Raw genomic sequence first — 21,122 nt, 5'->3', positions numbered from 1 at the left:
GCTCACCCGCCCTGTCTCGGCGTCACGATCTCGACGGCGTCGCCTTCACGAAGCCGCGTCTCGGCGCGGTCCCTGGCGCGCACGAATTCCTGGTTCAAAGCGGTGCCGACGGTCTTCTCATCATACCCCAGTTCGTCCAGCAGCAGTTGCAACGTCGTCGCGCTCACATCCTGCGGCCGCCCGTTGATCTGAATCAGCATCCATCACCTCTGGGAAATGCCCGTCGTTGACAACGACCTCAGCCGCGCGGCGCGCCAGCGCCGGCGCAAGCAGGAACCCGTGGCGGTAGAGCCCATTGATATAGAGTGTGCGACCCCGCTTCAAAAGACGTGGCAGATTGTCGGCGAAGGCAGGACGGAGGTCCGAGCCGGTTTCGACAATTTCGGCCTCGGCGAAGGCCGGGTGGACCGCAAAGGCGGAGTTGACGAGTTCGACGACCGACCGCGCGGTGACCCGCGCGCGCTCCTCATTCTCGATCATCGTCGCGCCGACCATGAACAGCCCCTCGCCGCGCGGAACGACATAAACCGGCCGGCGCGGATGCAGCATGCGCACCGGACGCGCCAGGGAAATCTCGTCGCTGCGCAAAATCAGCATTTCGCCCTTGACGCCGCGCAGGCCGGGAAGCGCGTCGCGCGCCGCAAAGCCGCGGCAGTCGATTATCCAATCCGGGATCGTCGCCCGTCCGGCGGCGTCCTGCTGAAAATGCAGCGTCACATTCGGCGTTTGCGCGAGGCGCTCGGTCAGCGCGATGAGCGCCGCGCGGGGATCGAGATGCGCTTCTTGCCGAAAAAACAAGGCCGCGTCGAAGCGCCCGGCAAGATCTGGTTCGAGCGCCGCGATGGCCTTCGCGTCCAGAGATTCGAAATTGCGCGTGCGCCGGGCGAAGTCGGCGAGTTCGGCGCGCTCGCGGGTGGGCGCCACGACAAGACTGCCGGCGACCGTCGCGACGCCGAGCTCGCGCGACCAGAAGTCGAGCGCTTCTTCGCCGAGCGTGGCGACCAGAGGCTCGGCGCTTTCCAGTTCGCACCAGGGCGCGATCATGCCGCCGGCGAAACGCGAGCAGCCGAGGCCCGGCGCAGACTCGCGCTCGACGATCTCCACGTCCACGCCCTTCCTGGCGAGCGCATAGGCGGCGCAGAGTCCGGCGACGCCGGCGCCGATCACGCGCGCGAGCATGAGCGCCGTCTTTTGGGAAATCTCGCTGACACCATCCCTCCGCCAGTCTCAACTGGATCAGGTTCGAAGGGTCGCCGCCCCCGCGTTCTCGCGCGTCTTGCGGCCTCTCAGCCCCGTGGCGGCGTCGTTGGAGCGCCGCCGGGCGGGCTCCCCCGGCGGACATAGGCTGGCGCGAAGCGCTGAGGCAGTCAAGCGCTGCGCCCGGCTCCTTTATTCGCCCGCAGGCGCCGGGACTTGGCGCCCTGACTTGCCAGACGTCAACCGATGGCTCAGTTTGCGCAAAGAAAAGCGCGCTAAAAAAGCGCAGCATACCGGGAGAAAATCATGAGATTCATCAGCAAAGCGGCTAGCGTCCGCAGGACGTTGGCCGGCGCCGTTCTCTGTGGCCTGCTTGCCTGCGCGATTTCAGCGGCGCCGGCTGACGCGGCGCAGCTTGGCGAATATTTTCCCATTCCGAATTCGCTGAGCCTCAGCGGGGTTCCGCGCGACTCGCTCCTGAAGATTCAGTCGAAATGGCTGCGGAACGGCCTCGACAATCTCAAGAAGGCGCGCACTGAAGCCGAAGCGGCGCTCGAAAAAGCCAAGGTCGACGCTCCGGACAAGGTCGCCGCGGCGGAGGAGAAGGTCAAGAAGCTCGATGCGATGACCGCCGAAACTCAAGAAGAACTCGCGCTGTCGGAGAACAATGATTCGTCGCATGACATTCAACAAGCGCGCAAACGCAATTTGCTGCTCGCGCTCAATCAGTGGATCAACGAGCTCAATCGACTCGCCACAGAGCAGATGAAGATCGCGATTATGAAGGATGGCGCCGAGGCCATGGCGGCGCAAAACCAAAATTATCAATTGTCGGAACAGGCGGACAATCTCGAAAAAGCCAAGCGCGACCCGAGTTTCGAAGATTGGGGCGTGACCAAGTAAATCAATCGCGCGATGGGGGTCAGGCTCACGGACCGACGGCGCCGCCGATGAGTCGAGGAGAGTGACGGTTGTCCGTAGGGCTTTCCAATGACCCCCACCATTACCGCCTTTGAACGGTCGCCCGATGGTGGCAAGGGTCTGGCGCGGGACATGCGCGTTCGCTGGGCGCTCGAAGAAGTGGGCCAACCCTACGACGTTCGGCTTCTTTCATTCAAAGCGATGAAGGAGCCGGCGCATCTCGCGCTTCATCCTTTCGGGCAGATTCCGACCTATGAAGAAGGCGATCTCGCCCTCTTCGAGTCGGGGGCGATCGTGTTTCATATCGCGGAGCGCCATGCGGGCCTGCTGCCAGACGATGCGAACGCCCGGGCGCGCGCGATCACATGGATGTTTGCAGCGCTCAGCACGATGGAGCCGCCAATCGTTGATCTTGCATTCGCCAGGCTGCTGGAGCGCGACGAGGCCTGGTACGAGCAGCGTCTGCCTGTCGTCGAAGAACGCGTCCGTAAACGGCTCGGCGAGTTTTCCGCTCGACTTGGCGGCGCCGACTGGCTCGATGGTCCGTTCAGCGCCGGCGATCTGATGATGGTCTCGGCGCTGCTCAGGGTGAAAGCGTCGGGTCTACTGGACCAATATCCGAACCTCTCCGCCTATGTCGCCCGGGCCGAAGCGCGGCCCGCGTACAGGCGTGCTTTCGAGGCTCAACTGGCGGTTTTCACCGCCGCATCCAGGACCTAGAGACCATCGTCCGGCGCGGCGGCGGGCGGCGACAGTTCGCCATTGAGCTTCACGATCCGGCGCGTCGCGTCGCCAAGCGCCTTGGCGGCGCGCGCCGACGCGGCGTCGCTCGCCTTACGTGCGGCGTCGAGCTCAGCGCGCAGCGCGGCGATCTCTGTTTCCGTCGCCTGCGCTTTGGCGCGTGCGTCCGTCGCCTCGTCGGCGATTGCGAGCGCGGACATCACGATGATTCGCTGCTCGCCGATCTCGCCGAAGCTCTCGCGCATCGACTGGATCTTGCTTTCCACGTAGCGCGCGAGTTCTTCGATCCGCTGCTCCTCGCCCTCTTCGCAGGACATGCGATAGGTGCGACCGGCGATGGCGACGACGACGGCGGCCATGTCAATCCTCTTGGGTCGCGGCGACGTCCGCCGCGCCGAGCGCCGCGGCGACGCCTTCGCTTGCCGCTTCAAGCCTTCGCAGCACCTCGTCGCGGCTCTTCTCCAGGGCGTTCTGCCGCGCCAGCGCGGCGTCGAGATCGAGGGCGAGACGCGACCGATCGTCGTGCATGATGGCGAGTTCTTCCTCGAGTTCGGCGCTGGACAGCTCGTCTTCGAGCTTTGCGGCGACAGTGCGCTCCAGCTGAGCGAGCGCCGTCTGCAGCTCGGCGACGGCGGCCTCGAGCCTCTTGGCGTTTTCTTCGTCGCGCTTATCTGATTGGTTCATCGCCGGTCGCAGATGGTGCATGGCTTTGCGGCCCGGCGACCGCGCCGAACGATTCGCTTGCCAGCCTGTTCCTAGCATGAATCGCGTAAATCGAAACCGCGCCAAATGGCGCGACCTTGGCGCGTTGACAGGGGGGCGCGAGGTGCTATCACACGCTCGCCTCCAGAGCCCACAGGCTCGATGGCGAGGGCCGCGGAGTTCCGGCGGCGCAAGGAGATTTTCCAAATGACCGTGAGAGTGGCGATCAACGGATTCGGGCGCATCGGCCGCAACATCCTGCGCTATATCATCGAGACCGGACGCACCGACCTCGAAGTCGTCGCCATCAATGATCTTGGCCCGGTCGAGACCAATGCGCATCTGTTGCGATATGATTCAGTGCACGGCCGCTTCCCGCATGAGGTGAAAGTCGCCGGAAACACGATCGACGTCGGCCGCGGCCCCATCCAGGTGACCGCCATCAAAAATCCGGCCGAGCTTCCCTACAAGGACCTCAAGATCGACATCGCGCTGGAATGCACCGGGCTTTTCACCGCGCGCGACAAGGCGAAATTGCTGCTCGACGCGGGCGCGAAGCGCGTGCTGGTTTCAGCGCCCGCCGAAGGCGCCGACATTACGGTCGTCTATGGCGTCAATCACGACAAGATCACCAAGGATCATCTCGTGATCTCCAACGCGTCCTGCACGACGAACTGTCTCGCGCCGGTCGCCAAGGTGCTGCACGATGCGATCGGCATCGAGAAGGGGATCATGACGACGATCCACTCCTATACGGGCGATCAGCCGACGCTCGACACGATGCATAAGGATCTCTACCGCGCCCGCGCGGCGGCGCTGTCGATGATCCCAACCTCGACGGGCGCGGCGAAGGCCGTCGGACTCGTGCTGCCGGAGCTCAACGGCAAGCTCGACGGCTACGCCATTCGCGTGCCGACGCCCAACGTCTCGGCGGTCGATCTGAAGTTTGTCGCCAAGCGACCGACGACCAAGGACGAGGTGCACGCCGCGATCAAGGCCGCCGCCGACGGCCCGCTCAAGGGCGTGCTCGGCTACACGGACGAAAAGCTCGTGTCGATCGACTTCAACCACAATCCGCTTTCGTCCTGCTTCCATCTCGACCAGACCAAGGTCCTCGACGGCAATCTCGTGTCGATCCTGTCCTGGTACGACAATGAATGGGGCTTCTCCGGCCGCATGACCGATGTGGCGAGCGCGATCGGCAAGCTTCTTTAAGCCTTGTTCCACCACGCCGGCGCGGACCTTCGGGTCCGCGCTTTTTTTAGCCGCGATTGGACGCCGACATGACCGCTTTCCACACTCTCGACGACGTCGACGTCAAAGGAAAGCGCGTGTTGCTGCGCGTCGATCTCAATGTGCCGATGGAGGATGGGCGCGTCACCGACGCGACGCGCATCGAGCGTGCGCTGCCGACGATCAACGAGATCGCGGACAAGGGCGGCAGGGTTATTCTGCTTTCGCATTTCGGCCGGCCGAAGGGCCAGCGCGTCGACGCGGAGTCGCTGCGCCAGGTCGTCCCGACGCTCGAACATGTTCTCAAACGCAAGATCGCCTTCGCCGACGACTGCGTCGGCGACGCTGTGGCGCAGGTCGTCGATGCGCTCAAGGACGGCGAGGTCGCCTTGCTTGAGAACACGCGTTTCCACAAGGGCGAAGAAAAAAACGCCGCCGACTTTGTCGACGCGCTCGCCCGGAACGGCGATATCTTCGTCAGCGACGCCTTTTCGGCTGCGCACCGCGCGCACGCGTCGACGGAAGGAATAGCCCACAGGCTGCCAGCTTACGCCGGCCGCGCCATGCAGGCGGAACTCGAAGCGCTGCAATCCGCGCTCGCCAATCCGCAGCGGCCGGTCATGGCGATCGTCGGCGGCGCGAAAGTGTCGACGAAGCTCGAACTCCTGGGCAATCTCGTCGCGAAGGTCGATTATCTCGTCATCGGCGGCGGCATGGCGAACACCTTCCTGGCGGCGCAAGGCAAGCCTGTCGGCAAATCGCTGTGCGAACATGATCTCGCCGGGGCCGCGCGCGACATTCTCGCCAAGGCCGAAACGGCGGGCTGCAAGCTCGTGCTGCCGATCGACGCGACGGTTGCGCAGAAGTTTGAGGCGCATGCGCCGTCGCAGATCGTCTCTGTCGATCATGTCGGCGAAAACGACATGATCCTCGACGTCGGGCCGAAATCGGTCGCCCATGTCGAAACGCTGCTCGCCAAATGCAAGACGCTGGTGTGGAACGGCCCGTTTGGCGCGTTCGAACTGCCGCCCTTCAATGAGGGCACCAACGCCGTCGCGCGGTGCGCAGCGCGGCTCACCGTCGAGGGCAAGCTGCTGTCGATCGCTGGCGGCGGCGACACCGTGGCGGCGCTCAACCAGGCGCATGTCGCGCAGGAATTTTCCTATGTGTCGACGGCCGGCGGCGCCTTCCTCGAATGGCTCGAAGGAAAGACGCTGCCGGGCGTCGCGGCGTTGATGCAATCTTCACAGCGCTGAAACGGCGACCGCTTCGCCCGCGTTTCTCTGGAAGAAGCGCCTAGAGATGAGCGAGCGTGGCTTCGGCCGTCGAGACCGTCGCTTCGCTCGAATTCTCCTCGACATTGATCCATTTGACGACGCCGTCGTCGATCAGCGCCGAATAGCGCTTGCCGCGCACGCCAAGTCCGGGCGCGGTGAGATCGAGTTCGAGTCCAAGCGCTTTGGCGAAGGTCGCCGAACCATCGGCGAGCGCGTCGATCTTGCCGTCGCCGCCGGACTCTTTCACCCAGGCGTCGAGCGCGAAGATGTCATTGACCGCGGTGACCGCCACCGCGTCCACGCCCTTGGATTTGATTTCATCCGCCTTGGCGATGAAGCCCGGCAGATGTTTCTTGTGGCAAGTCGGCGTATAGGCGCCGGGAACGCTGAAGAGCGCCACCCTGCGTCCCGCAAAATAGTCCTTCGTGGCGACCGGCTCCGGTCCATTCTTGCCCATGACGGTCAGCTTCACGTCGGGGAGTCGGTCTCCAGCTTTAATGGTCATGCACGATCTCGCTCTGATTTAGGGTAAGGCCCAGACTAGATAGCGCGCTTCCTGGCTTTGTGTCGCGTGCGCGGCGCAACGTGCTTGCAGCGCACTTGTGAGCTTCGCCGAGGCGAGGCAACATGCGCAAGTCGCCAGCGCAGACGATTCGCCTCTGGAGGACGGGCTAATGTCGGATTCTTCGAATGGAGGCGGCGGCGAGACCCCGCCTTCCGCATGGGTGTGGAGCCAGTATCGCGCCGTGTCTCCTGATTCGTCTGATTCACCTGCTCGACGCGCGCCGGTCCTCACCAAGAGGAGCGTGCAGACGCCGCCGCCGCGACCCGCATCCGATCCGCCGCCGCCACGACGCTCCGGCGGGGGTGGGGGAGGAGGGATCGCCTTCCTGGTGGCGCTCGCGATTTTAACGCTCGCCGCCGCGACGTGGTGGTTCGCCGCCTCACGCTTGCAGCCTCCGGCCGCTCCCGATGCGCAGCCCGTCGAAGAGAGCGGCGCGCCGAGCGGGCCGCCGCCCGAAGGCGAGGCCGCGCCGCCGCCTCCCTCGGCTGCGCCGTCTTCACCGCAGGAGGCCGCCCCACCGGCGCCGCCGCCTGCGCCAGCTGCGACGCCGGCCGAGCGGAGGGCGACGCCGAGCGCAACGACGGCGCCCGGCGCGAAGCGGAAAAAGCCGAAGAAAAAGCCTCGCTAGAGCGCTTATCGATCACATGGAATCATGTGATCGATAAGGAATCGCTCAATCAAAGTATTGGAGCAGGTTCTCATCGAAAAAGTCTGTCAACTTTTTCGGAACCTGCTCTAGGCGCGCGGCTCAGGTCCGCCAGGGATGCTCGGGGAGGTCGCACACGCCGAGCGTCTCGACGCCCGCCTGCGCGACGGCATGATCATTCTCCACAGCCGAACCGCTGACGCCGATGGCGCCGATCATCACGCCGTCTGCGTCGACGATGGGGAGTCCGCCGGGAAAGGTGATGAGCCCGTCGTTCGAATGCTCGATGCCGTAGAGCGGGCCGCCCGGTTGCGAGAGCTTGCCGATCTGCCCGGTCGGCATGCCGAAGAAGACGGCGGTCTTGGCCTTTTTCATCGCAATGTCGATGCTGCCGACCCAGGCGTCGTCCATCCGCTCGAACGCCTTTAGAACGCCGCCGGAATCGACGACGGCGATGCACATCTGAGTGCCGAGTTCGATGGCTTTCCGCCGCGCCGCGGCGATCGCCTTGTCCGCCTGTTCAATCGAAACATGCATTCGCCGATCTCCCTTTTGTAGAAACAGAAGCCTCCGGCTTCGATCGCAAAGCTAGAGCGCTCGGCTGCCCGAAGGATGCTGGCCGCGCGATTAATTCGAAGGCGTCTCGAGCGCGCGGGAGATCAGCGCCTTGGCGTCCGCGCTGTCCCAGGCGGCGGGGCCGTTCATCAGCCCGATCTGGCAGCCGTCAGGGCCGATCAGCGCCGTGGTGGGGAGACCCAGCGCTTTGCCCGACTGCTTCATCTCGTAGAAGAGGTTGGCCTTTGGGTCGCCATAATAGGTCAGCGACTTGACGCCGGTCTCAGCGAGAAACGCCTTCGCCCTTTCAAGACGGGTCGTATCGACGTTGACGGCGACGACCTGGAAATTCTGCCCGGCGAAGGCCTCTTGCAGCCTGTCGAGCGCCGGCATCTCGGCGCGGCAGGGCACGCACCAGGTCGCCCAGATATTGAGGAGCGCCGTCTTGCCCTTGAAATCGGCGAGCGAAACCGGCGCGCCGTCCGGCCCGTCGAAGGCGTAGTCCGGCATCGGCTGCGGCTTTGCGGCGATGATCATCGCAGCGACTTCGCCCTTCGCGAGATCTTTGAGAGTGGCGGCGATCTTGGTCGACGTCGCGCAGGCCGCGTTGACGTCGGCTGCCGGAGCGGCGCTCTGATCGGCGCTCTGATCCGCCGTGCCTGCGGGAGCGCCTTCGTCCACGGCGCGTTCAGGCGGTTTCTTGCCGCCCATGCTGCCGATCACGTATAGAAACGCCACGCTTGCCGCGATTGTTATCGAGGCCGCCTTCACGACAAGTAGGAAAGATCGCGGGGGCGGCGGCGGTTTGGCCATGAGGCGTGGGCTCCGAGGTTAAAAATGACGAGCAAGATATGGGGCGGGCGCTTCAAAAGCGCAACCGACGCGGTTCTGGAGGCGATCAATGTCTCGATCGACTTCGATAAGCGCCTCGGCCTGCAGGACGTCCGCGGCTCGCTCGCCCATGTCGCCATGCTCGGCGAAACGGGGATCGTGTCGCGCGACGACGCGGCGAAGATCGCCGATGGATTGGAGCGGGTCAAAGCGGAAATCGAGAACGAGCGCTTCGATTTCTCGCGCGCGCTCGAAGACATTCACATGAACGTCGAGTCGCGCCTTGCCGAGTTGATCGGTCCGGCGGCGGGGCGCCTGCACACGGCGCGTTCGCGCAACGACCAGGTGGCGACCGATTTCCGCCTCTACATCCGCGATCAGATCGACGCGCTCGATGTCGAACTCGCCGATCTGCAGCTGGCGCTGGCGACGCGCGCGCGGGAAGAGGCGGCGAGCGTCATGCCCGGCTTCACGCATCTGCAATCGGCGCAGCCGGTGACGCTCGGCCACCATCTCCTCGCCTATGTCGAAATGATCGCCCGTGATCGCGGACGTCTTCGCGACGCGCGCGCGCGGCTCAACGAATGTCCGCTCGGCGCCGCCGCGCTCGCCGGGACGAGCTTTCCGATCGACCGCGCGATGACGGCGCGCGCGCTCGGGTTCGATCGGCCGACGGCGAATTCGCTGGACAGCGTCTCCGATCGCGACTTCGTTCTGGAGACGCTGAGCGCGGCGGCGATCTGCGCGACGCATCTGTCGCGCTTCGCCGAAGAGATCGTGCTGTGGTCGACGCCGCAATTCGGCTTCATCGCGCTGTCCGATAAATTCACCACCGGCTCGTCGATCATGCCGCAAAAGCGCAATCCCGACGCCGCCGAACTGGCGCGCGGCAAGTCGGGCCGCGTCATCGGCGCGCTTGTCGCGCTGCTCGTCGTCATGAAGGGCCTGCCGCTCGCCTATTCGAAGGACATGCAGGAGGATAAGGAAGGCGCCTTCGACGCGCTCGACACCTTGTCGCTCTGCATCGCCGCCATCGCCGGCATGGTCCGCGACATGCGCGTCGACCGGGCGCGGATGAAGACCGCGGCCGGCGCGGGCTATGCGACCGCGACCGACCTTGCTGACTGGCTGGTGCGGGCGCTGTCGCTTCCGTTTCGCGAAGCGCACCACGTCACCGGCCGCATCGTCGCGCTCGCCGAAGCGCGCGGCGTGGGTCTTGAGGATTTGACGCTCGAGGAGATGCGGAGCGTCGAACCGCGCATCAACGCCGATGTTTGCGACGTGCTCGGCGTCGAGAAGTCGGTGCAAAGCCGCAGGAGCTTCGGCGGCACGGCGCCCGACAATGTGCGCGGCGCCGCGCAAGTCTGGCTCGACAGATTGAAGGACAAATGAGCGATATTTCGGCACGACTCTACCTCGCGACCCCGCCGCTCGCCGACGCAGCGGCTTTTGCGCCTGCGCTCAATGAGGCGCTTGCGGCTGGCGACGTCGCGAGCCTGCTCCTTCGTTTCGCCGATGCCGACGAGCGCGGCCAGGAAGCGATCGTGCGCGCTCTGGCGCCCGCCGCGCAGGATAAAGGCGTCGCGGTCCTTGTCCAGGCGGCGCCCAATGTCGCGCTGCGCGCCGGCGCCGACGGCGTCCATGTCGCCGGCAGCGGCGAAGCGCTCGCCGACGCCATCAAGAAAATGTCGCCGCGCTACATCGTCGGCGCCGGAGATATCGAGACGCGCGACGACGCCATGCGCGCGGGCGAGTTGAGCGCCGACTATGTGATGTTTTCCGATCTTGACCGCGAAGCGCTCATTGAGCGCGTCGCCTGGTGGGCGGAGCTTTTCAACACGCCCTGCGTCGCTCGCGCGGAATCGCTCGATGATGTCGCGCCGCTGGTTCAGGCGGGCGCCGACTTCGTGCGGCTCGACGACGCCGTCTGGAACGACGCGCGCGGTCCGGCGGCGGCGGTGGCTGAGGCGCAGGCGAGGCTTAAGGGAGCAGGCGCATGACTCAAAGCCGTCCCCATCATCCGGAAAGGGATGCGTCATTGCGAGGCGCAAAGCGCCGAAGCAATCCAGGAGACGAACGACGCCTGCTGGATTGCTTCGCTTCGCTCGCAATGACGGCGTTTATCGCAAGTTGCATGCTCTTTCTCGCGCCTGCCGCCCGCGCCGCCAATGATGCGCCGCCCGCGCCGGACTTCGCCTTCGGCGCCTATCAGCGCGGCGATTATCTGGTCGCGATGAAGGAAGCCAAGAAGCGCATCGCCGCCAATCCGAAGGATGCGGCCGCGCTCACTCTCGTCGGCCAGCTTTACCTTGAAGGCGCGGGCGTGGGTCGCGACCTTTCGACTGCGATGGGATGGTTCAAACGGGGCGCCGACGCCGGCGACAAAGAAGCGGCCTATCTCTACGGCGCTGCGGCGCTCAATGGCGCCGGCGCGCCGAAGAGCCGCGCCGTCGCCCGCGCCTATCTCGAAAAGGCCGCGGCGCAGGATCATCCCGCCGCCCTCCATCTGATCGGGGAACTCGCCCTCGAAAATGAGGGCGCGCCATCCGACTTCGGCAGAGCGTCTGACTATTTCCGCCGCGCCGCGGCGAAGGGGGACGTGGATTCGCTCTACGCGCTTGGCCTTCTCTACAAGACCGGCAAAGGCGTTCCCAAGGATGAGCGCGAAGCCGCGGAGTGGTTCAGGCGCGCAGCCGAACTGGACTTCGCGCCGGCGATGGTCGAGTTCGCCGTTCTCCAGTTCAATGGCGTCGGCGGGCCACGCGACCGCGCCGCCGCCGTGCAATGGTTTCGCAAAGCGGCGGCGAAGGGCAACGCCGTCGCGCAAAACCGCCTCGCCCATATCCTTGCCGAAGGCCTTGGGGTGGAAGCCAATCTCGCCGAGGCGCGCGAGTGGCGCGACAAGTCGCGCGAAGCGGGGTTGAACGATCCCTCGCTCGATTATCTCTCGAGCGCTTCCGCGCCGGCGAAGCCGACCGCCGTAAAATGAGCGCCGGCGGCGCGAGCGCGGCGACGCGGCGGACCGTCGCGTTCCTTCGCCGTTTCATTAAGCCGCGCATCCTGGCGCTGACGGCGCCTTTGCGCGGCCTTCAGCGGTTCGTCGAGACGCTGTCTCCCGAGCGCCGGGCGCCTTTCGCGGCGCAGATTCCGGGCGATTGGACCCCTGCTTCAGGCGACCCCGCCGTCGCGACGCTGTTCTATCTCCACGGCGGCGCCTACCTCATCGGGTCGCCGCGGCTGTTTCGCTATGCGTCGCGCGCGTTCGCCCGCGCGGGCTTTGATGTCTTTGCGCCAGCCTATCGGCTCGCGCCCGAGCATGTCTTTCCCGCCGCGCTGGAAGATGTCTTGCGCGCCTATCGGACCCTCACCGAGGCGCGGCCGGGACCCTTCGTCATTGTCGGAGATTCGGCTGGCGGCGGGCTTGCGGTCTCGCTGTTGCTGCGCATCCGCGATGAGAGCTTACGGCCGCCCGTCGCCGCGGCGCTGTCCTCGCCCTGGGTCGATCTCGCTGCGACCGGCGCCTCGATGCGCGAGAATGAAGAACGTGACCCCCTGTTCACGCGCAAGGACATTCTGCTCGGCGCCCGCGCCGTGCTGGGACGCCAAAGCGCCAGAAATCCGCTTGCGTCGCCGATCTACGCCGAGCTTTCCGGGCTGCCGCCGATGCTCGTTCATGTCGGCGCGGACGAAGTGCTGAGAGATGATTCGACGCGGCTCGTCGCGCGCGCAAGGCAGGCGGGGGTCGACGCGCAGCTCGAGATCTGGCCTTGCACGCCGCACGCCTGGCAGCTGATGAGCTTTCTCCCCGAAGCGCGCCAGTCGCGGGCGAAAGCGATCGAATTTTTGAAAACGCGGGTCGCTCAGGCGACCTCCAACGCGAAGCGCGACTGGGACAAGAAAGGACGCTGATCAGGCCTGGCGCCGGCCTAATCCATCATTCGGCCGCCAGCGGCAGATTCTCCGGCATGCCCCGACCCGAACGCGTGAGAAAGCGGCGGCACTGCTGCTCGCGATCGTAGCCGAGCAGCGTGCCAAGCATGAAGTCCTCCTCCGCCGTCAGCGCGTTGAGCGGACGCGTGACGATGGAACGCGCAACGGCGACGTAGGCGGGCCGGCCAAAGAAGAGGTTCACCTTGAACTGATTGAGTTCCTGGACGAAGTGATGGATGCCTTGCCGTTCCAACTTGCCGAGCGTCACTTCCAGTTCCGGGCGGCTAAGGGTCATCAGAAACAGGCCGCGAACGCCCCGCCCATATTCGTAGATGTTGTGATGAAAGAGTCGCAGCACCGGCGCCGCGTCGGCAGCCCGACAGCGCATGGATGACGCCGGCTGAACGCCCTCCCCGATCAAAGTAACTGACTCAGCCATGCGGTCACTCTTTTTTCGGTCTTGCCAGACTGGGTGTCCTGGTCGAGGGCCAGGCCCACGAACTTGCCCTCCCGCTCGGCGGTGGAGCCGACATAGTCATAGCCGGAGGTTTCGGTGAAGCCGATCACCTGGGCGCCGAGCGCCGACACCTCATCGTAGAGGATGCCCATCGCGTCGACGAAGGAGAGCGGATAGGTCTGCTGGTCGCCGGTGCCGAACAGGGCGACTTTTTTGCCCTTCAGGTCGGCGCTGCGCAGCTTGTCGATGTTCTCCTCCCAATCGGTTTGTAAGGTGCCGTCGCCATAGGTCGGCGAACCCAGAATCAGCAGATGACAATTTTCGAAGTCATCCGTCGTGGCGTCCTTGATGTCGACCGACCGTCCTTGGCACTTCTTCGAAATTTTGGAAGCAACCCCCTTCGTGGCTCCGCCGTCGGAACCGAAGATGACCGTGATGCTCATGCCCGCGCCTTCCGCGAAATTCCAATGTCAAAATCGGCGGTTGCTGCAAGAAAGCTAAAACATTCACGCTGTCTAAGCGCGCCGCCAATGACCGGCGTGTAATATAACGCATCTCTATAGCTTATAATAATACTATATTTTGGAAAGGATGTAATCCATGGCGTCTGTACTCTGGATCTATTTTAATTACGAAGCGCAGTATTGATTTCATATAGAGGCGCGAAAACGAGGCGGCGGCGTTTCGATATTGTCGGCACAACGCCCAGGCCGCCGAGGTCGTTTGCGCAGTGCTTTAGGAACTGCCCTTTTGGAGCGCTCAGCGTCTCGCGCCCCAAGGACCGCGCGGCGAGAGCGGAAGGCGTCCGTCCCTCGGCAAAAAGGCGGCCTCGTCCTCGCGCGGCGCATCGATCGCCTCGCGTTCTTCTCCTAAAGCCGCGACCGACACGTCCCGGCCGCCGCCGAACTCGACAAGCGCCGCGACGCGCGCGTCGACGCTCGGATGGGTCGCGAGCCAGCCGAACTCCGGATGCAGCGCCGGCGATTCGATGAAGAAATACTGCATGCGCGAGGGCATGTTCGGAATCGCCGCATGCGCTTCGATCTTGCGCAGCGCCGAGATCATCGCGTCGGGGTTTTTCGTCAGCTCGACGCTGCCGGCGTCGGCGAGGAATTCGCGCGAGCGCGACAGCGCGAAGCGGATCAGCACGGAGGCGCCCCAGCTCAGCGCGATGATGAACAGGGCGATGAGAATGGCGAGCGCCGCGCCGCCATTGCCCCTTCGGCCATTGTCGCTCTCCGGACGATGCGGCGAGAAGCCGAAGGGAAAATTCCAGCGGCGGATCGTGAGATCGGCGACGAAGGCGAAAATGCCGGCGAAGATCACGGCGATGACGAGGAGCTGAACGTCGCGGTTGCGAATGTGGGTCAATTCATGCGCGAGAACCGCCTCGAGCTCGGCGTCGGTCAGATACCGCGTCAGACCGCGAGTCACCGCGATCTTGTACTCGCCCTCTTTAAGCCCCGAGGCATAGGCGTTGAGCGCATCGCTCTCGATGAGCTGCAGGGCGGGAATCGGCACCCCGCGGGAGATGCAGAGATTTTCGAGCAGATTGTAGACGCGTGGCGAATCCGCGCGCGATAGGTTCGCGGCGCCGGTGGCGAAGTCGATCATCTTCTGATGGAAGAGATAGGCGATGACGAACCAGGCGCCCGCCGCGATGACGCCGATCGGCCAGCCACGTTTCAGATCATCGACCGCGAGCGCCAGGATGTAGTCGAAAGGCGCGCCGGGCCGCGCGCTCATCGCCTCGATCAGCAGCGCGAAGGAGAACATCAGCGCCAGAAGCAGAACGACGAAACCGGCGAGCAGAAAGGCCGAGCGCAGTTCGTTGGCGCGAATGTGGGAATAAAGGCCGTAGGCTTTGAACATCGAATGGCCTTGCTTTGCCGGCGCGTCGCGAGGATTTAGGGGCCCACCTTCTCCCCTTGCGGGAGAAGGTGGCCGGCGGAGCCGGCCGGATGAGGGGGAGTTCGCTTCGCCGCTTCCATGACTTTTTGGACCGCGAGTTAGAACTCCACCTTCGGCGGGGTTTCGATCGCCTTCTGCTGCGCTTCGTCCAGCTCGAAATAGTCAAGCGGCTCGAAGCCGAAGCGCTGCGCGATCAGGAAACCGGGAAAGCCCTCCCGCGTGGCGTTGTATTCGGCGACGGTATTGTTGAGGAAGCGCCGCGCCGCGGAAATCTTGTTTTCGATGTCCGACAGCTCGCTCTGCAGCTGCTGGAAATTCTGGTTCGCCTTCAGGTCCGGATAGGCTTCCGACAGCGCGATCAGCCGCGAAAGCGCGCCGGTCAGCGCGCCCTCGGCCGCCCCTATCTGCGCCGGGCCTTGCGCGGTCACCGCGGCGTTGCGCGCCTTGACCACGTCATCCAGCGTGCTTTTCTCATGGGTGGCGTAGCCCTTCACCGTCTCGACCAGATTGGGCACGAGGTCGTGGCGCTGCTTGAGCTGCACATTGACGTCGGAAAAGGCCTGCTTGCCGCGCTGGCGCAACGACACGAGGCCGTTGTAAACGCTGACCAGCCAGAAGCCGACGGCGGCGACGAGACCCAGAAAAATCAGCAAAGACATGGGCGCGCTCTCCAGGCGCCGCGCCGCTTCGCGCGGCGGCGATTATTTCTTGCCCGAGCATGTTAGCCGCCTTTGGCGCCGAGGCAAAGACGCGCGGCGCCCTTTCGATTTGACGGACGCGCCGGTCGCGCCTATCTCATGGAAACGCGAAGAGCCACGGAAACGCAAAGAGCCACGGCGAAACACAATGGCCATTCTGCCCATCATCACCCTTCCGGATCCGCTGCTGCGAAAGATTTCCGAACCTGTCGACCGTGTCGACGCGGAGGTGCGGCGTCTGCTCGACGACATGCTGGAGACCATGTACGAGGCGCCCGGCGTCGGCCTCGCGGCAATCCAGGTCGCCGTGGCCAAGCGCATCGTCGTCGTCGACACGGGCAAGACCGAGGAGACGCGCTCGCCGCTCTTCCTCATCAACCCGGAAATCATCTGGGCGTCGGAGGAATTAAGCGTCTATCAGGAAGGCTGCCTGTCCGTGCCCGACTATTTCGAGGACGTGAAACGGCCGGCGCGGGTGCGCCTGCGTCATCTCGACCGCGACGGCGCAGTCCAGGAATTCGACGCCGAAGGGCTGCTCGCGACCGTGGTGCAGCATGAGCTGGATCACCTCGAAGGCGGGCTCTTCATCGACCATCTGTCACGCCTAAAGCGCGAGCGCGTGGTCAAGAAGTTCAACAAGGCGGCGCGTCACGACGAGATCGCCGCCCAGCATCGCGCCGCCACGGAGCGTCAGTCGGAACAAGCCGGAGCCTGACGATTGCGCGACAGAATGCGCGTCGTCTTCATGGGCACGCCGGACTTCGCAGCCCATCTGCTCGAGGAAATCGTCTCTCGCGGCCATGAGATCGCGGCGGTCTATACGCAGCCGCCGCGGCCGGCCGGACGCGGCATGGCGGAGAAGAAGTCCGCCGTCCACCTTTTGGCGGAGAGCTTCGGCCTTCCCGTTCGTTCGCCGAAAAGCCTGAAGAGCGCCGACGCGCAGGCGGATTTCGCCGCGCTTGACGCTGACGTCGCCGTCGTCGCCGCCTATGGTCTGCTGCTGCCTCAACCGATCCTCGACGCGCCGCGATACGGCTGCCTCAACCTGCATGGGTCGCTGCTGCCGCGTTGGCGCGGCGCCGCGCCGATTCAGCGCGCGATCATGGCGGGCGACGCCGAGAGCGGCGTCATGGTGATGAAGATGGAGGCCGGTCTCGACACCGGCCCCGTCGCCTTGACGGCGAAAACGCCGATCGGCGCGAAGATGACGGCGGGCGAGCTGCACGATCGTCTTGCCGAGCTCGGCGCGCCGCTGATGGCAGACGCCCTCGATCTGCTGGCGAAAGGCGAACTGCGCTTCACGCCGCAGGCCGAAGCCGGCGCCTGCTATGCGCAAAAGATCGAGAAGGCTGAAGCCCGGATCGATTGGCGCCGGTCGGCGCAAGACCTTCATGATCTCGTGCGCGGCCTCTCGCCCTTTCCGGGCGCTTTTTTCGAAGCCGATCTCGGCCACGGCTTCGAGCGCGTGAAGGTTTTGCGCGCGCGGGTCGAGGAGGGCGCGGGAGCGCCGGGCGCCGCGCTCGACGACGCCGGGCTCATCGCCTGCGGCGTGGGAGCGCTGCGGCTGCTGCGCGTGCAGCGCGCCGGCAAGGGCGAAATGGGGATCGAGGAGTTTTTGCGCGGAAGAAAACTCGGGCCTGGCTCTGTGCTGGTCGCTCGCGCTCAGGGCGAAGGGGACATCTCATAGTGCGCCTGCATGCTCATCGATCGACTGCCGCAGAAATCCGGTGTGAAATTCAGTGTGATTATGGCAGGCTCCACGCATGACGAAGCCGGCGCTTGCCGATCCCATTCTCGCACGATTCCGCGCCGCGCTCGCCCGGACCTATGGCGAACGGTTGGAGCGCGCGGTTTTGTTCGGCTCGCGGGCGCGCGGAGACGCGCGGCCGGATTCTGATTACGATGTCGCGGTTTTCCTGAGAGAGCAGGAGAGCTTCTGGCAAGAAAGCGGGCGCCTCGCCGAAATCGAGACCGACATTCTTTATGACACCGGCGCGGTCATCAATGCGCTACCCTTCTCCGCCGGCTCCTACGGCGCTCGCACCCCGCTCATGCAGGAGCTTCGGCGCGATGGCGTCGATCTGTGACGCAGCCCGAAACTTTCGCGTATCTTGCCAAAGCGCAACAGGCCTTAAAAGAGGCCCGGATCGTCCTCGCCAACGACCTTGCCGAGGCGGCAGGTCGAGCGGCTTATCACGCCGCCTATCATGCTGCGCAGGCATTCATTTTCGAACGCAAGGGCAAGGCCGCGAAAAGTCACAATGGCGTTCGCAGCGAATTCGCGCGCCTCGCCAAGGAAGACCCGCGCATCGATAGAGGGTTCGCCGCTTTTTTGGCGCGCGCATACAATCTCAAGGCCACTGCCGACTATGCAATTGGCGACAACGCGGGCGTCAGCCTATCTGAGGCCGGTCAAGCGATCGAGAGCGCCGCGCAATTTGTCGCGGGCGTTTCGCGTTTGCTAGAGCTGCACGGGTAAAGGGACTGCGTGTTCCGCTCATGAAAAACAACGAATCCGAAACAGGCTCCGACATCCCGCCGTGCCCCGCTTCGCGCTGACGATCGAATATGACGGTGCGCCTTACGTCGGCTGGCAGCGGCAGGCGAATGGCGTTTCGGTGCAGCAACGCCTCGAAGAGGCCGTCGCCGCGATCAATGGCGGCGTGCGCGCCGTCGTCCATGGCGCGGGCCGCACCGACGCCGGCGTGCATGCGTTGGGGCAGATAGCGCATATCGATCTTGCGCGCGATTGGCGTGTCGATCGGCTGCGCGACGCGATCAATGCGCATCTAAAGCCGAATCCGATCGCGGTGCTCGCCGCGCGCGCGGTCGGCGAGGAATTCGAGGCGCGCTTTTCCGCGATTCGCCGCCATTATCTCTATGTCATCGACAATCGCCGCGCGCCTCTGGCGCTGAACCTCGGCCGCGCCTGGCACGTCAAGCGGCCGCTCGATGCGCAAGCCATGCATGAAGCGGCGCAATCTCTCGTTGGCCGTCACGACTTTACGACCTTTCGCGCCTCGGAATGCCAGGCGAATTCCCCGATGCGCACGCTGGAGCGTCTCGACGTGCGCTGTGAGGGCGAGCGCATCGAGATCGTCGCTTCCGCGCGCTCCTTCCTGCACAATCAGGTGCGCTCCATGGCCGGCTCGCTGGAGCATGTCGGCAGCGGCAAGTGGCGCGTCGAGGACTTGGCGCTGGCGCTTCAAGCGAAAGACCGTGCGCGCTGCGGACACGTCGCGCCGCCGCACGGTCTTTACCTTGTTGGCGTCGATTATTAGCGATTTGCGCGCGGACGCCGGCTACTGCTTGTCGCCCGCGCCTCCCTGGTCGTCCAGCGTCGGTTTGCTCGCGTCCTGCTTCGGCGCTGGCGGCTTCGCCGGCTTCTTCGCCACATGTTTCGCGGCGCCGGGCGCGTTCGCGGATCTGTCTTCCTTGGCAAGCGCGCCGTGAATGGGAAGGAAGCTCGCCGAAAGCACGGCAGCCAATATGCCGTTCACGCAGGGTCGCTGATTCATCACTGGTTGGTCCCCTCGAAGTGAGAGCCCCCGCCGAATCAACCGGCCCGCCCCACAGTCATCAGGCGGGCCAACCATGATGATGTTGCGTCCCGCCCAAGTCCGAGCTGCGATGATTTCATGACCAAAAACGCGCCGTTTAAGGTCGTTCGTCCGATTGGTGAATAATGTCTGAATCGAAAGCGCCGCCAAATTCGGCGGCGCAGATTGGTCCCTGCGATGGCGTCAGGTCCAGCCTGCCGATCAAATCGCCGTCGGGCGCTTCCTATTCTTCGCGCTCGATCGCCTCTTCAGGCGCGGGTTCAATCTTGACCGGCCAAATCCCAGGCAGCCTTGCGATCGGCCGCGGCGCGGCAAGCGGCGTCTTTTGCGCGAGAGCGCCATGGATGGGGATGATGCTGCCCGACAGAACGGCGGCGAGAATGCCGTTAACGGAGGGTCGACGATTGGTCATATATGCCTCGCTTGAAGCCGCGGCGCCGACTCATCTACCCGCCCGGGCGTGACTGACACTCATATATAGTGGCGAGAAAGAGTCGAGACGAATCTTCTTGCCGGGCGCCCTGTTAAGAGCCACTGAACCAATTGTAGCCTTTGTCCTCCCAATAGCCGCCTGGGTAGTCATTCGTCACAAAGATCTCGCCGATGAACTTCGGATTTTTGAATCCGAGTTTCGTCGGAAGGCGCAGGCGCAGCGGATAGCCATATTTGGCGTCGGTGAAATCGAGCGCGAGCAGCGTTTGCGGATGCAGCGCGCTCGGCATGTCGATGCTTGAATAATATTTGTCGGCGCATTTGAAACCGACGTAACGCGCCGTGAGGTCGGCGCCGACCCGTTCGAGAAAATGGCGAAAGGCGACGCCGCGCCATTGGCCAATCGCGCTCCAACCCTCGACGCAGACGAGTCGCGTAATCTGGCTCGACTGCGGCAGCGCGCGCAATTCGTCGAGGCTCCACGGCCGTTTGTCGGCGATGAGGCCGGAGAGCTGCAGTCGATAGCGCTCGCCGTCGATGAGGGGAACATCCTTCTCTTCGTAATAGGCGTTGAAGGGGAACGGCGTCGTGACGTCCGCCTCAGAATAGGTCGGGGCGAGCTTCGCGGGATCGAAAAGCGCCGCCTGGATTTTGTCGTTGAAGCGCGACATCGTCATAAGCAGCCGATCGACGGCGTCGTCGTCTTTCAGGGTGCAGCCCGAAAGGAGCGACAGCGCGCCAAGCGACAGGCCTTGCTTGAGAAAGAGACGGCGTTCGAGCCGCGCGATCTGCGGCCGAAAGGCGGAAAGACGTTCGCTGCGGCGCGGCTTCATCGCGGCGCCTCCGCCCGTCCGGTGAACATCGGCGTCAGAATGCCTTTGACGCTCACGGCGAGTCCGATGTGAACGAGAAGGAAAGCGACGATCGCGGCCATGGCGAAGAAATGCACGCGTCGGGCCGTCTCAAAGCCGCCCATCACCGCCGTCAGCGCTTGGAGCTGCACAGGCTTCCAGATGGCAAGGCCGGAAAGCACGGCGACGATCACGGCGAGAATGACGCCGATATAGAACAGGCGCTGAACCGCATTGTAGCGGCCGGGCGCATGATCCAGGAGACCTCGCATCGCAAGCAATACGTCGTCGAACGCGCCGCGGAGCGAAATCGGCAGAAAGCTCTTTCGGAAGTGGCCCGAAACCAGGCCGTAAGCGAGATAAGCCAATCCGTTGAGCGCCAGGAGCCACATTGCGGCAAAATGCCAAGCGAGCGCGCCCGCGAGCCAACCACCCAGAGTGAAATCCTTAGGAAACTCGAAGTCAAAGAGCGGCGAGGCGTTGTAGATGCGCCAGCCGCTCAGCACCATGACGAAAATCGCGAATGCGTTCACCCAATGCGTCACCCGAACGAAGAGCGGGTGAATCGTCCTCGGCTTATCGACGCCGCCAACCATGACGGTTTCTCCTCTTTGC

General features: G+C 64.4%; 29 protein-coding genes and 1 riboswitch. Of the genes, 14 read left to right on the top strand and 15 right to left on the bottom strand.

Features of this window, described 5'->3' with window-relative positions:
* Window positions 1-2 precede the first annotated feature (2 nt).
* Window positions 3-152, bottom strand: a complete 150-nt coding sequence (thiS, locus tag IYY11_RS15920; protein ID WP_312029741.1) for a sulfur carrier protein ThiS — start codon at window positions 150-152, stop codon at window positions 3-5.
* Window positions 121-1,179 (bottom strand): FAD-dependent oxidoreductase, encoded by a 1,059-nt coding sequence (locus tag IYY11_RS15915; RefSeq protein ID WP_196404749.1) that lies wholly within the window; start codon window positions 1,177-1,179, stop codon window positions 121-123. Before IYY11_RS15915 ends, thiS begins: the two co-directional genes overlap by 32 nt.
* A gap of 17 nt (window positions 1,180-1,196) precedes the next feature.
* A riboswitch (TPP riboswitch) is annotated at window positions 1,197-1,329 on the bottom strand.
* 174 nt (window positions 1,330-1,503) lie between these two features.
* Here IYY11_RS15915 and IYY11_RS15910 point away from each other — a divergent pair.
* Window positions 1,504-2,100, top strand: coding sequence for a hypothetical protein (locus tag IYY11_RS15910; RefSeq protein ID WP_196404748.1), 597 nt, complete (start codon window positions 1,504-1,506; stop codon window positions 2,098-2,100).
* An 87-nt stretch (window positions 2,101-2,187) separates the two neighbouring features.
* Entirely contained in the window at window positions 2,188-2,838 is a 651-nt protein-coding gene (locus IYY11_RS15905; RefSeq protein WP_196404747.1) for a glutathione S-transferase family protein, read from the top strand.
* Here IYY11_RS15905 and IYY11_RS15900 read toward each other — a convergent pair.
* Window positions 2,835-3,218: a cell division protein ZapA gene (locus tag IYY11_RS15900; RefSeq protein ID WP_196404746.1), complete on the bottom strand. Its 384-nt coding sequence runs from the start codon at window positions 3,216-3,218 to the stop codon at window positions 2,835-2,837. The genes IYY11_RS15905 and IYY11_RS15900 overlap by 4 nt on opposite strands.
* A 1-nt stretch (window position 3,219) precedes the next feature.
* On the bottom strand, window positions 3,220-3,543 hold the full coding sequence (locus IYY11_RS15895; RefSeq protein ID WP_196404745.1) for a DUF4164 family protein: 324 nt from the start codon (window positions 3,541-3,543) through the stop codon (window positions 3,220-3,222).
* A gap of 225 nt (window positions 3,544-3,768) precedes the next feature.
* Between IYY11_RS15895 and gap the strand changes: the two genes are divergently transcribed.
* Both gap and IYY11_RS15885 read left to right on the top strand, forming a co-directional pair.
* Complete coding sequence (gap, locus tag IYY11_RS15890) at window positions 3,769-4,776, top strand: type I glyceraldehyde-3-phosphate dehydrogenase (protein WP_196404744.1); 1,008 nt, start codon at window positions 3,769-3,771, stop codon at window positions 4,774-4,776.
* Window positions 4,777-4,844: 68 nt separating this feature from the next.
* The gene (locus tag IYY11_RS15885) at window positions 4,845-6,050 is read left to right on the top strand and encodes a phosphoglycerate kinase (protein WP_196404743.1); all 1,206 of its coding nucleotides are present in this window, start codon (window positions 4,845-4,847) and stop codon (window positions 6,048-6,050) included.
* A gap of 40 nt (window positions 6,051-6,090) precedes the next feature.
* Here the strand turns inward: IYY11_RS15885 and IYY11_RS15880 are convergent, their stop codons facing one another.
* Window positions 6,091-6,576 carry a peroxiredoxin gene (locus tag IYY11_RS15880; RefSeq protein ID WP_196404742.1) on the bottom strand — a complete coding sequence of 162 codons (486 nt, stop codon included), beginning with the start codon at window positions 6,574-6,576 and terminating at the stop codon, window positions 6,091-6,093.
* A gap of 169 nt (window positions 6,577-6,745) precedes the next feature.
* On the opposite strand from IYY11_RS15880, the gene IYY11_RS15875 reads away from it, so the two are divergent.
* Window positions 6,746-7,264 carry a hypothetical protein gene (locus IYY11_RS15875; RefSeq protein ID WP_196404741.1) on the top strand — a complete coding sequence of 173 codons (519 nt, stop codon included), beginning with the start codon at window positions 6,746-6,748 and terminating at the stop codon, window positions 7,262-7,264.
* A gap of 120 nt (window positions 7,265-7,384) precedes the next feature.
* On the opposite strand, the gene IYY11_RS15870 is transcribed toward IYY11_RS15875, so the two are convergent.
* Window positions 7,385-7,819 carry a heme-binding protein gene (locus tag IYY11_RS15870; RefSeq protein WP_196394209.1) on the bottom strand — a complete coding sequence of 145 codons (435 nt, stop codon included), beginning with the start codon at window positions 7,817-7,819 and terminating at the stop codon, window positions 7,385-7,387.
* A 90-nt stretch (window positions 7,820-7,909) separates the two neighbouring features.
* Complete coding sequence (gene tlpA, locus IYY11_RS15865; protein WP_312029740.1) at window positions 7,910-8,575, bottom strand: thiol:disulfide interchange protein TlpA; 666 nt, start codon at window positions 8,573-8,575, stop codon at window positions 7,910-7,912.
* Between the two features lie 99 nt (window positions 8,576-8,674).
* Here tlpA and argH point away from each other — a divergent pair, with 99 nt between their 5' ends.
* The 4 genes from argH (at window position 8,675) to IYY11_RS15845 (ending at window position 12,577) form a co-directional block, all read left to right on the top strand.
* On the top strand, window positions 8,675-10,060 hold the full coding sequence (gene argH, locus IYY11_RS15860) for an argininosuccinate lyase (RefSeq protein ID WP_196404739.1): 1,386 nt from the start codon (window positions 8,675-8,677) through the stop codon (window positions 10,058-10,060).
* Window positions 10,057-10,668 (top strand): thiamine phosphate synthase, encoded by a 612-nt coding sequence (locus IYY11_RS15855; protein WP_196404738.1) that lies wholly within the window; start codon window positions 10,057-10,059, stop codon window positions 10,666-10,668. Before argH ends, IYY11_RS15855 begins: the two co-directional genes overlap by 4 nt.
* A gap of 110 nt (window positions 10,669-10,778) precedes the next feature.
* Entirely contained in the window at window positions 10,779-11,657 is an 879-nt protein-coding gene (locus tag IYY11_RS15850) for a tetratricopeptide repeat protein (protein WP_196404737.1), read from the top strand.
* Entirely contained in the window at window positions 11,654-12,577 is a 924-nt protein-coding gene (locus tag IYY11_RS15845; RefSeq protein WP_196404736.1) for an alpha/beta hydrolase, read from the top strand. Before IYY11_RS15850 ends, IYY11_RS15845 begins: the two co-directional genes overlap by 4 nt.
* Window positions 12,578-12,602: 25 nt before the next feature.
* Here IYY11_RS15845 and IYY11_RS15840 read toward each other — a convergent pair whose 3' ends face one another.
* The 4 genes from IYY11_RS15840 to IYY11_RS15825 form a co-directional block, all read right to left on the bottom strand.
* Window positions 12,603-13,037, bottom strand: a complete 435-nt coding sequence (locus IYY11_RS15840; protein ID WP_246720025.1) for a DUF2023 family protein — start codon at window positions 13,035-13,037, stop codon at window positions 12,603-12,605.
* Window positions 13,016-13,498: a flavodoxin FldA gene (fldA, locus tag IYY11_RS15835; protein ID WP_196404735.1), complete on the bottom strand. Its 483-nt coding sequence runs from the start codon at window positions 13,496-13,498 to the stop codon at window positions 13,016-13,018. The genes IYY11_RS15840 and fldA overlap by 22 nt, the downstream gene beginning before the upstream one ends.
* Window positions 13,499-13,814: 316 nt before the next feature.
* Window positions 13,815-14,927, bottom strand: coding sequence for a M48 family metallopeptidase (locus tag IYY11_RS15830; protein WP_196404734.1), 1,113 nt, complete (start codon window positions 14,925-14,927; stop codon window positions 13,815-13,817).
* Window positions 14,928-15,064: 137 nt separating this feature from the next.
* The gene (locus IYY11_RS15825; RefSeq protein ID WP_196404733.1) at window positions 15,065-15,625 is read right to left on the bottom strand and encodes a LemA family protein; all 561 of its coding nucleotides are present in this window, start codon (window positions 15,623-15,625) and stop codon (window positions 15,065-15,067) included.
* 187 nt (window positions 15,626-15,812) lie between these two features.
* Here IYY11_RS15825 and def point away from each other — a divergent pair, with 187 nt between their 5' ends.
* From def to truA, 5 genes are all read left to right on the top strand, one after another.
* Window positions 15,813-16,379 carry a peptide deformylase gene (def, locus tag IYY11_RS15820; RefSeq protein ID WP_018406301.1) on the top strand — a complete coding sequence of 189 codons (567 nt, stop codon included), beginning with the start codon at window positions 15,813-15,815 and terminating at the stop codon, window positions 16,377-16,379.
* Between the two features lie 15 nt (window positions 16,380-16,394).
* Window positions 16,395-17,351 carry a methionyl-tRNA formyltransferase gene (gene fmt, locus IYY11_RS15815; RefSeq protein WP_196404890.1) on the top strand — a complete coding sequence of 319 codons (957 nt, stop codon included), beginning with the start codon at window positions 16,395-16,397 and terminating at the stop codon, window positions 17,349-17,351.
* A gap of 76 nt (window positions 17,352-17,427) precedes the next feature.
* Window positions 17,428-17,751, top strand: coding sequence for a nucleotidyltransferase domain-containing protein (locus IYY11_RS15810; protein WP_196404732.1), 324 nt, complete (start codon window positions 17,428-17,430; stop codon window positions 17,749-17,751).
* On the top strand, window positions 17,748-18,143 hold the full coding sequence (locus IYY11_RS15805) for a HEPN domain-containing protein (RefSeq protein ID WP_196404731.1): 396 nt from the start codon (window positions 17,748-17,750) through the stop codon (window positions 18,141-18,143). Before IYY11_RS15810 ends, IYY11_RS15805 begins: the two co-directional genes overlap by 4 nt.
* 61 nt (window positions 18,144-18,204) lie before the next feature.
* Entirely contained in the window at window positions 18,205-18,945 is a 741-nt protein-coding gene (gene truA, locus IYY11_RS15800) for a tRNA pseudouridine(38-40) synthase TruA (RefSeq protein WP_196404730.1), read from the top strand.
* A 21-nt stretch (window positions 18,946-18,966) separates the two neighbouring features.
* Here truA and IYY11_RS15795 read toward each other — a convergent pair whose 3' ends face one another.
* The 4 genes from IYY11_RS15795 to IYY11_RS15780 all read right to left on the bottom strand — a co-directional run bounded on the left by IYY11_RS15795 (window position 18,967) and on the right by IYY11_RS15780 (window position 21,103).
* Window positions 18,967-19,182 (bottom strand): hypothetical protein, encoded by a 216-nt coding sequence (locus IYY11_RS15795; RefSeq protein WP_196404729.1) that lies wholly within the window; start codon window positions 19,180-19,182, stop codon window positions 18,967-18,969.
* Window positions 19,183-19,447: 265 nt separating this feature from the next.
* Window positions 19,448-19,636: a hypothetical protein gene (locus IYY11_RS15790; protein WP_196404728.1), complete on the bottom strand. Its 189-nt coding sequence runs from the start codon at window positions 19,634-19,636 to the stop codon at window positions 19,448-19,450.
* 112 nt (window positions 19,637-19,748) lie between these two features.
* Window positions 19,749-20,489: a molybdopterin-dependent oxidoreductase gene (locus IYY11_RS15785; RefSeq protein ID WP_196404727.1), complete on the bottom strand. Its 741-nt coding sequence runs from the start codon at window positions 20,487-20,489 to the stop codon at window positions 19,749-19,751.
* Window positions 20,486-21,103 carry a cytochrome b/b6 domain-containing protein gene (locus tag IYY11_RS15780; RefSeq protein ID WP_196404726.1) on the bottom strand — a complete coding sequence of 206 codons (618 nt, stop codon included), beginning with the start codon at window positions 21,101-21,103 and terminating at the stop codon, window positions 20,486-20,488. The genes IYY11_RS15785 and IYY11_RS15780 overlap by 4 nt, the downstream gene beginning before the upstream one ends.
* Window positions 21,104-21,122: the final 19 nt, after the last annotated feature.

Origin of the sequence: Methylocystis sp. H62 (genome assembly GCF_015709515.1) — a bacterium.
Taxonomy (GTDB): Bacteria; Pseudomonadota; Alphaproteobacteria; order Rhizobiales; family Beijerinckiaceae; genus Methylocystis.
This window is presented reverse-complemented; position numbering and strand designations above follow the sequence as displayed.